Here is an 11,959-nt window from a genome sequence, read left to right on the forward strand (position 1 = left end):
CCCCGAGATCTCACCCGCGCGGGCCGCGGCGGCCGCGTCTTCACCCCCGCCCCGCCGGCGGCCGGGGGTGGCCTACGGGGTCACGTCGGTGGCGCGGAGCCGCAGCATGGTCCACGACGCGGGCGGAAGGGTCAGCCGGACGCCAGCACCGGTGCCCCGGGTCGTGTCGTTGGGGCGCGGCTCGGCGTGGTCCGGACCGTCGGCGGTGTTTTTGGCGTCGAGGTCGGCGCCGCCGACTGTGACGCACTCGATGATCCCGCCCAGCTGGGCGCCGGCGACGTCGACTGTCACCTCGGCCGGAGTGTCGACGACCCGGTTGACGAGGAACACGGTCATCTCCCCGGTGCTGTCGTCCCAGGTGGAGACCGCGTCGACCGCGTCAACCGCGCCGTAGCGGTCGGTGGTCGTCGTGCTGCTGTCGCGGAGCACGTCGAGCACTGCGCCCCGGGCGTGCCGGGCCGTGCGGGCGAAGGGGTGGAAGATGGTCTGCCGCCAGGCCGGGCCGCCCGGTTCGGTCATGATCGGGGCGATGACGTTCACCAGTTGGGCCTGGCACGCGGCGGTCACCCGGTCGCTGTGCCGCAGCAGGCTGATGAGCAGGCCACCGACGACGACGGCGTCGGCCACGCTGTAGTGGTCCTCCAGCAGGGACGGCGCGACCGGCCAGTCCTCCCCACTCGGCGGGGTGGACGGAGCGGCCGACTGGTACCAGACGTTCCACTCGTCGAACGCGATCATGATCTTCCTGGTCGACCGGCGGATCGCTCCGACCGAGTCGGCGATGGCGGTGACGGCCTCGATGTAGACGTCCATGTCCTCGGCCGAGGCGAGGAAGCTGGGCAGGTCGTCGTCGACCGGCTGGTAGTAGGCGTGCAGCGAGATCAGGTCGACGTCGTCGTACGCCTCGGTCAGCACGTCGCGCTCCCAACTGCCGAACGTCGGCATGCCGAGATAGGACGAGCCGCAGGCGACGAGTTCGAGGTCCGGGTCGAAACGGCGCATGGCCTTCGCGGTCTGCGCCGCGAGCCGCCCGTACTCGGTCGCGCTGCGCTGGCCCACCTGCCACGGGCCGTCCATCTCGTTGCCCAGGCACCACAGCCTGATCCCGTACGGGTCGGCGGCGCCGTTGTCGCGCCGCTTCTCGGCGAGGTGACTCCCGCCGCGGTGGTTGGCGTACTCCAGCAGGTCGACGGCCTCGGCCGTGCCACGGGTGCCGAGGTTGACCGCCATGATCGGGTCGACGCCGGCCTTGCCGACCCAGCGCATGAACTCGTCCAGCCCGAACGCGTTGGTCTCCAGACTGTGCCAGGCGAGGTCGAGCCGGGCCGGTCGTTTGTCGACCGGCCCGACGCCGTCCTCCCAGCGGTACGAGGAGACGAAGTTGCCGCCCGGGTAGCGGACGGCGGTGATGCCCAGCTCACGGACGAGCGCGAGGACGTCGCCTCGAAAGCCGTCCGCGTCGGCGGTCGGATGGCCCGGCTCGTAGATTCCGGTGTAGACGGCACGGCCGAGGTGCTCGACGAACGAGCCGAAGAGTCGGCGGGGCACCGGCGCGACGCGTCGGCGGGGATCCAGGAGCAGGCGCGCGGTGTTCACGACAGCCCTCCCTGCTGGTCGCGACGGGGTCGGATCGGCAGCGCGGCGCGGTGGAGGTGGGTGTTCAGGGCGGGCTCCTTCGTGCGGGGCCCCGACGTCGAGATCTCCGTCGCGGTGCCGGGACCGAGGGGCGGTGGGTCGGTGCGAGCTCTGGACATCGCCATGATCGTCGATTACGTTCTCGATCTATGTAAACGTTACCGATCACGTTTGCGGCAGGGAACACGGCGGCCGTGACCAATGTTCGCGTCGGACGGCTGCGCCGGACGCGGGTGTCGCCTGCCCCGGGCTCGTTCCGCTGCCGTGATCGGTCATCGGCGGCCGGGAATGGTTCCCGGAGTTGTCATCGGGTGGAGCCATCGCGGAATTGGCGATCCACTCAGGCCGCCGGAAGTGGCGACCGTTCGCTTTCTGCGCATCGGTTGTCGGGGTGGGAAGTCCACGCTGCGACCATCCCGTTAGGACCTTCCGATCCGGGTTCCCGTGCGCGTGAAGGAGTCTTGTGTTCGTAATCGTCGTCCGTTACGTTGGCAACATCCTGGAAACGTAACCGATAACGATTGCAGTCCAGAGAGAGCGGCATGATCGAAGGCAATGCGCCGGTGACAATGAGTGATGTCGCCCGGGTCGCCGGCGTTTCCACAGCCACCGTCTCGCGCGTCGTCAACGGGCACTACGGCGTCAGTGCCCGCACGATCGCCGAGGTGCGCACCGCGATCCAGCAGCTCGGCTACGAGTCGAGCCTGGTGGCGTCGAGCCTCCGCCGCAGCCGCACAAATGTTCTCGGCCTCGTGGCGCACAGCTTCCAGTCGTACACGGCAGAGGTGCTCAAGGGGGTCATGAAGGCCCTGAGCCGCTCGGGCTTCGACCTCATCATCTACGCCAACAGCGACCTCTACGGGTCGTACTCGGAGGGCTGGGAGCAGCGGCATCTGACCCGGCTGTCGGGCACCCTCACCGACGGGTGCATAGTCGTCACCCCGTGGGGTGAGGTACGCAGCCGGACACCAGTCGTGGCCATCGACCCGGTGCGAGGTTCGACGGCGCCCTCGGTCACGGCCGACAACCTCGCGGGCGCCACCACAGCGATCGAGCACCTGCTCGGCCTGGGTCATCGGCGCATCGGGTTCATCGCCGGCCGCGACAGCCTGGCCTCGGCGTGGTCGCGTGAGGAGGGCTACCGGGCGGCGCTGACCGAGGCCGGCGTCCCGGTCGACCCGACGTTGATCGGCAGGGGGGATTTCAACCCCGAGTCGGCAACTCCGTTGGCGCGTGCCCTGCTGCGACGAGCGGACCGGCCGTCGGCGATCTTCGCGGCGAGCGACGGGATGGCCCTCAAGGTCCTGGAGGTCGCCAGGGAGATGGGGCTCTCCGTCCCGGCGGACCTGTCCGTCGTCGGGTTCGACAACATCCCGGAGTCGGCGTTGACCGAGCCGGGTCTAACCACTGTGGACCAGTCGATGTACCAGCTCGGGTACGAGGCCGCGCGGATGCTCAAGTCGCTGGTGACCGGCGAGTGGGACGAGCCCCACCAGATAGTGCTCCCGACAAGTCTCGTGGTCCGCAACTCGACTGCGGCACCTCAGGGCGCGGCACGACCGTGAGAACTTGCGCACCCGTGGCAGGAGTGGGAAGGAGGTGCACGCACCACGTACGGCGAGATCCACCGATGAGTTGAGCCGGCCAGCGGGTCGCATCCGCTGCCTGCACATGAAAGGAGTGGAGCGTGACAACCGAACATTATCATGGGCGCTTACGCCGCCCGGGCGTACGCCGGCGGGTCTCGGCGGTGTTCACCGCCGGAGTCGTCGCCATCGCGGCGGCCCTGCTCGCCCCGCAGCCCGCGACGGCGGACACGCCGTGGCTGGCCGTCTCCGAGGACCGCTACGCCTCGTTCGCCGTTCCCGCGGCGTACGTCCAGGAGAAGCTGGGCACCGTCTCGCAGGTCGTCGTCGAGGGCAACTTCGGTCCGTCGGCCACCTGGGCGGAATTCGGTCTGACCCGTCGCGGTGACGTGTGGTCCGGTGTGCTGGGCGCGCTCGCCCCGGGGCTGTACCGCTATCAGCTCACCGCCGACGACACCTTGACCATCAAGGACCCGACGAACGCCACAGGCGTCGCGTCGGACCCGCTGCTGAGCACCTTCCTCGTCGCGGGTGATTCGGCGCGGTGGCTTGTCGACGCGCCGGCCGGCACCGGCGGAAAGATCGAGACGCTTACCTACCGCACCAGGAACGCGCAGCGATCCGCCCTGGTCTGGACGCCACCGGGGTACGCGGCCAAGGGACCGAAGGGTTACCCGGCCCTCTTCCTCCAGTCCGGCGCCGGTGCTGCCGCCACCGACTGGCTCGACCTCGGTCGGTCCAAGCAGATCCTCGACAACCTCTCGGCCGCGCGTGCCATCAGCCCGATGGTGGTGGTGCTCAGTGACGCCGACGACAGGGAGTTGACGGACCTCCGGAAGGCGGTCGCCGACACCTACCGGGTCCTTCGCGATCCGGCACACCAGGCGATCGCGGGAGTGGCCGACGGTGGCGCGCAGGCGCTGCGGGCCGCGCTCGCGAAGCCGGGTCAGTTCGGGTACGTCGGGTCGTTCTCGGGCACGTCGGCCCCGGCGGTCGACCGGAAGCACGCCACGGCGACCAACCGCGGCCTCAAGCTGCTGCGCCTCTACACGGGCAACGTCACCGATCCCGCGTACAACCCCACCTACCGGCTGATGAGGGCGTTGGACCGAGCCGACGTCCGGTTCGAGTTCGACGGGGTCAACCCGGACGGCGGCGCGAACTGGACCACCTGGCAGGAGAACCTGGTCGACCTCCTGCCGCGGCTGTTCCGGCACGTGGCCGACCACCGGCCCAGCCCCGGTCACCAGCCGTTGCGGCGGGAGTTCACCCCGCCGCCGGCCGGCACCACGCCGACACCGTTCATCAGCGAGGGCGGGTTCGTCACCTTCGAGACGACCACCGACTTCACGGACGCTCGGCACGTCACGGTGTGGGCCAACATCGCGCCGGGCGGCAGTTGGCTGCGCGTGCCGCTGACGCGCGACGGCGACAGGTGGCGGGCGACAATCGGGCCGCTGAAGCCCTGGTTCTACTACTACCGGTTCATCGTTGACCGGGTCGCGGTCAAGGACACCTCCAACCCGACGACCGTGAGCTCCGAACCGATGTGGAGCACCTTCCTCCTCCCGGGGCCGGGTGCCCGCCTGCTGTCGGACGTGCCCGCAGGTCGGGGCGGAACCGTCGAGCGCATGACCTACTCCAGCACGGTGGCCGGTCAGGACCGCACCGCGCTGGTGTGGACCCCGCCCGGGTACGACAGGGATCGAGCGCAGCCGTACCCCGTCCTCTATCTCCAGCACGGCAGCGGCCAGAGCTACACCGACTGGGTCGAGATGGGCCGCGCCAAGCAGATCCTCGACAACCAGTTCCTCGACGGCGACCTCACGCCCATGGTCGTCGTGATGGGCAACGGCAACTCGTCGAACTTCAACCGGGAGCTGTTGGAGAACATCGTTCCGACGACCCGTGCCCGCTACCACATCTCCAGCGATCCGTCCCAGCAGGCCCTCGCCGGTCTGTCGATGGGCGGCGGGCAGGCGCTCGGGGTGCTGAAGGCGTACCCGGGGGAGTTCGCGTACGTCGCGGCCCTCTCGGCCGGGTTCGGCAGTGGCGCCGGGGTCGACGTGGCGGCGATCAACGACGGGACGAAGATGCTGCGCCTGTACGTGGGCGACCAGACCGACTTCGTCTACCCGAGCTTCATGGCGTCGCTCACCACATTGGACACCCTCGGTATCCGCTACGAGTTCGACGGCGTCACCCCCGGGCCGCACGGCTGGGACGTGTGGCAGAAGAACCTCATCGACCTGGCTCCGCGTCTGTTCAAGCGCTAGGAGCCCTCACCCGGCGACGCCACCGGGAGCGGGGTCTTTCGCCCCGGTGGCGCCCGCCAGCGCACGGATGCCTCCGCACCGCCACCTCCGAAGGGAACCATCTCAATGAAGAGACGACGCATACTCGCCACGGTGGTCATGCTCGCGGCCGGGAGCGGCCTGGTCGCCTGCTCCTCCGACGGGGGCGGCAGCGACGCGAGCAACTGCACGAACACCATCACCAAGCAGAACGTGCCGGTGGTGACGATGTGGGGCTGGTACCCCAACACCCAACTCGTCGTGGACAACTTCAACAAGCAGCACGACGACGTGCAGGTCTGCTGGACCAACGTCGGGCAGGGCGGCGACGAGTACGACAAGTTCCAGACGGCCATCTCGGCGGGCACCGGGGCGCCGGACGTGATCATGGTCGAGGCGGACCGGATCCCGACCTTCCAGATCCAGGGCGCGCTCGTCGACATCAAGCAGTACGGCTACGACGCGGTGAAGGCCAACTACGGCGAGGGCGCCTGGAAGGACGTGTCGGTCGGCGACGCGGTCTACGGCGTCCCGGTCGACGGTGGTCCGATGGGCATGATCTACCGGAAGGACATCTTCGACAAGTACAAGGTCACCCCGCCGAAGACCTGGGCCGAGTACGAGCAGGCCGCGCAGAAGGTGAAGGACGCCGGTGGCCCGCTCTTCGGCGACCTCGGCGCGAACGTGCCGGCGGTCCTGATGGCGCTGCAGATCCAGAAGGGCGCCGTGCCCTTCACCTTTGATCCGGCGCAGCCGAAGTCGATAGGTGTGAAGCTCAACGACCAGGCGTCCAAGGACGTGCTGGACTACTGGGGCGGCCTCGCCAAGAAGGGCCTGGTGGGCACGCAGGACCAGTTCACCCCGGAGTACATCTCCGGCGTCATCAACGGCAACTACGCGACGTACATCTCGGCGGCGTGGGCGCCCGGCTACCTGACCGGGGCGGGTGTCGGTAAGGGCCAGGACACCGGCAAGTTCGCGGTGGCGCCGCTGCCGCAGTGGGATCCGACCAACCCGGTGCAGGTCAACTGGGGTGGGTCGGCCTTCTCGGTGACCAAGCAGGCGAAGAAGCCGGAGTTGGCGGCGAAGGTCGCCTACGGGCTCTACGCCGACAAGGAGTCGCTCACCGACGGCTGGACCAACCAGATCATCTTCCCGCTGAACCTCACGGCGCTCAAGGATCCGGCGTTCGTCGACCTGAAGGTGGCGTTCTTCGACGGCCAGCAGGCGAACAGTGAGGTCTACCTTCCCGCGGCCGAGGCCTACAAGGGCGTCGCCTACGCGCCCTTCGGTCAGTACTACCTGGACGCGATGACGAAGCAGGTCAGCGAGATCATCAAGGGCTCGGTCAGCGGCTCGCAGGCTGCCGACAAGCTCCAGGAGGACGTGGCGAAGTACGCCAAGGAACAGGGCTTCACCGTTCAGTGACCGGACGGGTGGGCCGCGCCGGCACGATCGGCCGGCCCACCCACCCCCACCAGCGTCCACGTCCTGGAGACCACAGATGACACTCCTGACCGAGAAGCGCGCACGGCGTCGTCAGTACGAGACGCGCAAGATCCGTGGCAAGGTGCACCTCCGCGAGCATCTGATGGGGTGGCTCTTCGTCGGGCCATTCGCGGTCGTCTTCCTGGCGTTCCTCATCGCGCCGCTGACGTACGCGCTGTACCTCAGCCTCTTTCAGAAGAAGCTGATCGGCGGCACCAGCTTCGTCCTCTTCGACAACTACGTGAAGGCGTTCACCGACCCGAGCTTCCTGTCCGGGGCGTGGTTCGTTCTCCGCTTCTCGCTCGTCTCCATTCCGGTGCAGATCGCCATCGCGCTCGTGCTGGCCCTCATCCTGGACGCGGTGACGACGCTGTTCGCGCGCTTCTCCCGCCTCATGATCTTTCTGCCGTACGCGATCCCGACGATCATCGGGGCCGTGATGTGGGGGTTCCTCTACAGCAAGGGCTTCGGCCCGCTCACAGAAATCTTCGGGCTGTTCGGCGCCACCGCACCCGACTTCCTGGGCAGTGACCTGATCTTCTACGGCCTGCTCAACGTCGTCACCTGGCAGTGGGCCGGCTACTACATGATCATCCTGTACGCGGCGTTGCAGGGAGTCGACCCGACCCTCTACGAGGCCGCTCGGATGGACGGCGCCGGCAGGTGGCAGATCGCCACGCGCATCAAGATCCCGCTGATCGCTCCCGCGCTGATCCTGATCCTGGTCTTCTCGCTCATCGGCACCCTGCAGTTCTTCAACGAACCGCAGATCCTGCGCTACCTCGCCGCGGGCACGATCGGGACCGACTTCACCCCCAACATGTACGCGTACCAGCAGGCGTTCGCGCTCGCCAACTTCAACTACGGGTCGGCGATCTCGTTCGCCCTCGGCGGCATCGTGTTCATCTGCGTGTACGCCTTCCTGTTCTTCACCCGCAAGCGGAGGAGCTTCCTCTAGATGGCCGACCAGACCAGCGTCCGCGCCGGCGCCCGCCGCCCGCAGCGCTACCTGCCCCTGCAGATCCTCCTCGGCTTCCTGGTGATCTACTTCCTCGTACCGTTCTGGTGGGTCATCGTCAACTCCTCCAAGGACGCGGCGGGCCTGTTCGGTGGGGGCAACACCCTCTGGTTCACCGACCAGATCGACTACCTCGGCAACCTGAGGCAGCTCTTCACCTACGACGGTGGCATCTACCTGCGGTGGATCCTCAACTCCACGCTGTACGCCATCGCCGGCGGAGTCGGCGCGACGGTCCTGGCGGTCATGGCCGGCTACGGGTTCGCCAAGTACCGGTTCGCCGCGCGGCGCTTCAGCTTCGCTGTCGTGCTGGGCGCGCTGATGGTGCCCGCCACCGCCCTGGTCATCCCGACCTTCATCATGTTCTCCCGGCTCGGCCTGACGAACACGGTGTGGGCGGTCATCCTCCCGTCGCTGCTCAACCCGTTCGGCGTCTACCTGATGCACGTGTACGCCCGCGACGCGGTGCCCGACGAACTCCTCGACGCGGCGCGTGTCGACGGCGCGGGAGAGGTACGGACGTTCCTGCAGATCGCTCTTCCGCTGATGCGCCCCGCGGTGGTCACCGTGCTGCTCCTGTCGGCGGTGGCGTCCTGGAACAACTACTTCCTGCCCCTGGCCATGCTCTCCGACAACCGGCTCTTCCCGGTGACCGTCGGCCTCGGCCTCTGGCAGGGGATCGCCTCCGCGAACAACTCGGGAGGCACCTCGCTGTGGAGCCTCATCATCCTGGGCTCGCTCGTGTCCGTGATCCCACTGGTCATCGCGTTCTTCAGCCTGCAACGACACTGGCGCGGCGGACTGTCCGTCGGGGGCCTCCGGTAGGGCCGACCTTCCGCCAGCTACGCGTTCGGACGAACAGAGAGGTGTGCTGATGTCGACGACGGATCGGTCGCTGCGCAGCGGGCAGTGGTTCGGTGCCCAGGGCCGTAACGGGTTCATCCATCGGTCCTGGATGCGCAACCAGGGTTTCGCGGACGACGTCTTCGACGGTCGCCCGGTGATCGGCATCGCCACCACCTGGTCGGAGCTGACGCCCTGCAACGCCCACCTGCGTGACCTGGCCGAATCGGTGAAGCGGGGCGTGTGGGAGAGCGGCGGCCTGCCGCTGGAGTTCCCGGCGATGAGCCTGGGCGAGCCGCTCATGCGACCCACCACCATGCTCTACCGCAACCTGCTCGCGATGGAGTTGGAGGAGTCGGTCCGCGCCAACCCCCTCGACGGGGTGGTCCTGCTCTCCGGCTGCGACAAGACCACTCCCGGCCTGCTGATGGGTGCGGCGAGCGTCGACCTGCCGACGCTGATGATGACCGGCGGCCCGATGCTCAACGGCAAGTTCCGCGGCCAGGACATCGGCTCCGGCACCGTCGTCTGGCGGTTCACCGAGGAGATGCGGGCCGGCCGGATGACCGCCGCCGACTGCGCGGAGGCGGAGGTCGGCATGTCCCGTAGCCGGGGCCACTGCATGACCATGGGTACGGCGTCCACGATGGCCTGCGTGACCGAGGCGTTGGGCGTGCAGCTGCCGGGCGCTGCCGCCGTGCCGGCGGTCGACTCCCGGCGGTACGCGCTCGCGCACGCCGCCGGCCGTCGCATCGTCGCCATGGTCGGCGAGGACCAGCGGCTGTCCACGGTGCTCACCCGCGAGGCGTTCGAGAACGCCATCCGGGTCAACGCCGCGATCGGCGGCTCCACAAACGCGGTCGTGCACCTGCTCGCGATCGCCGGACGCCTCGGCGTGCCCCTGTCGCTGGAGGACTTCGACACCCTCACCGCCGACGTGCCCCTGCTCGTCAACCTCATGCCGTCCGGGGCGTACCTGATGGAGGACTTCGCCTACGCGGGCGGCCTCCCGGTGGTGATGAAGGAACTCGCCCCGCTGCTGCACACGGATCACATCACCGTCAGCGGCCGGAGCGTGGCCGAGAACGTCGACGGAGCCCAGTGCTGGAACACCGACGTCATCGCCACCCTGGAGGAGCCGTTCCAGCCTGCCGGCTCCGGCACCGTTGTGCTGCGCGGGTCGCTCGCGCCGTCCGGGGCGGTGCTGAAGGTCTCCGCCGCCTCCGCCCACCTCCTCACGCACACCGGCCCGGCGCTCGTCTTCGACCGGATCGAGGAGTACGTCGTCGCCGCCGACGACCCCGATCTCGATGTCACAGCCGACACCGTGATCGTGGTCCGCAACGCCGGACCACGCGGCTACCCCGGCTTCCCGGAGGTGGGCAACGTACCCATGCCCCGCCGGTTGCTCGCCGACGGCGTCACGGACATGGTGCGGATCTCGGACGCCCGCATGAGCGGCACCGGCTATGGCACGTGCGTCCTGCACGTGGCGCCGGAGGCGTCCGTGGGCGGCCCCCTCGCCCTGGTACGCACCGGCGATCTGGTCCGCGTCGACGTCACCACGCGCCGCCTGGACCTCCTGGTCGACGACGCGGAACTCGCCGACCGCCGTTCCGCCTGGGTCCCACCGCAGCCGGTGGCCGAGCGGGGGTGGACACGGCTGTACAGCGAACATGTTCTGCAGGCCGACAGCGGCGCGGACCTCGACTTCCTCGTCGGTGGAAGCGGCAGCGCGGTGCCCCGTCACTCACACTGACGGGCGGGGAACGGACGAGGAACCCGACTCTTGGAAGAACGGACGGCCCGCCAGTGCGAGTTCACGCGGAGAAAGCGGTGACGGCCGCCCACCGTCCACCGGTCATGGCGGACGTCGCCCGTCTGGCGGGCGTGTCGCACCAGACGGTGTCCCGGGTCATCAACGGGGCACCGGCCATCAGACGCGAGACACGGGAACGGGTTCTCGAGGCGATCCGACGGCTCGACTACCGCCCCAACACCGCCGCCCGCGCGCTGGTGCGCGGACGCTCCGGGATGATCGGCATCATCGGCACGGCCAGGACGCTGTTCGGTCCGACGAGCATCCACCGCAGCGTCGAGGACGCCGCCCGCGCCGCCGGCTACTTCGCCACCTCGGTGAGCCTGTCGGAGGTCACGGTACGGGCGCTCAGCGACGCCACCGAACACCTCATGCGTGTCGGCGTGGAAGGCGTCGTGATGATCGCCGGCAACGACGAGGCTCTCGAGGTGGTGCGGATGACCCGATCCGGCGTCCCCTTCGTGGTGGTGGAGGGCGACGTGTCCAGGGCCAGCGTCACCGTCGGGGTCGACCAGGTGCTCGGTGCCCGGATGGCGACCGACCATCTGCTCGGCCTCGGGCACCGGGAGATCGTGCACGTGGCCGGCCCGCTCAACTGGGCCGAGGCCCGTGCCCGCCGCGACGGCTGGCGCGCGGCGATGACCGCGGCGGGCCTACGACCACCCGAGCCGGTCCAGGGCGACTGGCAGGCCCACAGCGGCTACGTCGCCGGGCTGCGGATCTGCGAGATGCGCGGGACGACAGCGGTCTTCGTCGCCAACGACCAGATGGCCATCGGTGTGCTGCGCGCGCTGCACGAGCGCGGGCGGCGGGTGCCCCAGGACATCTCCGTCGTCGGATTCGACGACGTTCCCGAGGCGGCGTACCTGGTTCCGCCGTTGACCACGATCCAGCAGGATTTCGACGCGGTCGGTCGACGGGCCATCACGGCCGTCACACAGGCCATCGACGACACGGTGCCTCAGCCCCTGCCGTTGGTCGTCCCCACGCTTGTGGTGCGGGAGAGCACCGCGCCTCTGATCGGGACCGGCAGGTGAGCGACGGCCTGGGTGTGGCGCGAAATGCCGACCTTCTATAGCGTGGCACGTCCACGGGCGACCGTCTCCTCGACAGGTCCGCCCGCGACGGCGTCGCGTACGCGAGCGAGACGAGAGGGTAGTCGGCTGCTGGCGTGTCGGTCGTCAGTAGCGCTCACTGGCGGGCTATAGTCGGTGTTGTGAACTTGAAGGAATGGGCGGCGGCCACGGGGATCTCGTACGCGACGGCACGTCGGCGT

General features: G+C 68.9%; 9 protein-coding genes. 7 read left to right on the forward strand and 2 right to left on the reverse strand.

Features of this window, described 5'->3' with window-relative positions; genetic code table 11:
* Positions 1–72 precede the first annotated feature (72 nt).
* Both ACLQ26_RS26500 and ACLQ26_RS26505 read right to left on the reverse strand, forming a co-directional pair.
* Positions 73–1,596 carry an alpha-N-arabinofuranosidase gene (locus ACLQ26_RS26500; RefSeq protein WP_425747024.1) on the reverse strand — a complete coding sequence of 508 codons (1,524 nt, stop codon included), beginning with the start codon at positions 1,594–1,596 and terminating at the stop codon, positions 73–75.
* Positions 1,593–1,754 carry a hypothetical protein gene (locus ACLQ26_RS26505; protein WP_425747025.1) on the reverse strand — a complete coding sequence of 54 codons (162 nt, stop codon included), beginning with the start codon at positions 1,752–1,754 and terminating at the stop codon, positions 1,593–1,595. The genes ACLQ26_RS26500 and ACLQ26_RS26505 overlap by 4 nt, the downstream gene beginning before the upstream one ends.
* A 423-nt stretch (positions 1,755–2,177) precedes the next feature.
* Here ACLQ26_RS26505 and ACLQ26_RS26510 point away from each other — a divergent pair, with 423 nt between their 5' ends.
* The 7 genes from ACLQ26_RS26510 to ACLQ26_RS26540 all read left to right on the forward strand — a co-directional run bounded on the left by ACLQ26_RS26510 (position 2,178) and on the right by ACLQ26_RS26540 (position 11,720).
* Entirely contained in the window at positions 2,178–3,200 is a 1,023-nt protein-coding gene (locus ACLQ26_RS26510) for a LacI family DNA-binding transcriptional regulator (RefSeq protein ID WP_425747026.1), read from the forward strand.
* 122 nt (positions 3,201–3,322) lie between these two features.
* Positions 3,323–5,497, forward strand: coding sequence for an alpha/beta hydrolase (locus tag ACLQ26_RS26515; RefSeq protein ID WP_425747027.1), 2,175 nt, complete (start codon positions 3,323–3,325; stop codon positions 5,495–5,497).
* A 105-nt stretch (positions 5,498–5,602) separates the two neighbouring features.
* Positions 5,603–6,943, forward strand: coding sequence for an ABC transporter substrate-binding protein (locus tag ACLQ26_RS26520; protein WP_425747028.1), 1,341 nt, complete (start codon positions 5,603–5,605; stop codon positions 6,941–6,943).
* 76 nt (positions 6,944–7,019) lie between these two features.
* A complete protein-coding gene (locus ACLQ26_RS26525) occupies positions 7,020–7,961 on the forward strand; it encodes a carbohydrate ABC transporter permease (RefSeq protein WP_425747029.1) in 942 nt (313 codons plus the stop codon).
* Positions 7,962–8,846 carry a carbohydrate ABC transporter permease gene (locus ACLQ26_RS26530; RefSeq protein WP_425747030.1) on the forward strand — a complete coding sequence of 295 codons (885 nt, stop codon included), beginning with the start codon at positions 7,962–7,964 and terminating at the stop codon, positions 8,844–8,846.
* Between the two features lie 49 nt (positions 8,847–8,895).
* On the forward strand, positions 8,896–10,623 hold the full coding sequence (locus tag ACLQ26_RS26535) for an IlvD/Edd family dehydratase (RefSeq protein WP_425747031.1): 1,728 nt from the start codon (positions 8,896–8,898) through the stop codon (positions 10,621–10,623).
* Positions 10,624–10,727: 104 nt separating this feature from the next.
* Positions 10,728–11,720, forward strand: a complete 993-nt coding sequence (locus tag ACLQ26_RS26540; protein WP_425747032.1) for a LacI family DNA-binding transcriptional regulator — start codon at positions 10,728–10,730, stop codon at positions 11,718–11,720.
* The last annotated feature ends 239 nt before the right edge of the window (positions 11,721–11,959 follow it).

This window comes from Micromonospora sp. DT43, from assembly GCF_049841645.1.
Classification (GTDB): Bacteria; Actinomycetota; Actinomycetes; order Mycobacteriales; family Micromonosporaceae; genus Micromonospora.

Excerpts from the sequence above, each read along its gene's own strand:
- ACLQ26_RS26520 (WP_425747028.1), top strand. The coding sequence starts at position 5,603 with ATGAAGAGACGACGCATACTCGCCACGGTGGTCATGCTCGCGGCCGGG.
- ACLQ26_RS26530 (WP_425747030.1), top strand. The coding sequence starts at position 7,962 with ATGGCCGACCAGACCAGCGTCCGCGCCGGCGCCCGCCGCCCGCAGCGC.
- ACLQ26_RS26525 (WP_425747029.1), top strand. The coding sequence starts at position 7,020 with ATGACACTCCTGACCGAGAAGCGCGCACGGCGTCGTCAGTACGAGACG.
- ACLQ26_RS26510 (WP_425747026.1), top strand. The coding sequence starts at position 2,178 with ATGATCGAAGGCAATGCGCCGGTGACAATGAGTGATGTCGCCCGGGTC.
- ACLQ26_RS26535 (WP_425747031.1), top strand. The coding sequence starts at position 8,896 with ATGTCGACGACGGATCGGTCGCTGCGCAGCGGGCAGTGGTTCGGTGCC.
- ACLQ26_RS26540 (WP_425747032.1), top strand. The coding sequence starts at position 10,728 with ATGGCGGACGTCGCCCGTCTGGCGGGCGTGTCGCACCAGACGGTGTCC.
- ACLQ26_RS26505 (WP_425747025.1), bottom strand. The coding sequence starts at position 1,754 with ATGTCCAGAGCTCGCACCGACCCACCGCCCCTCGGTCCCGGCACCGCG.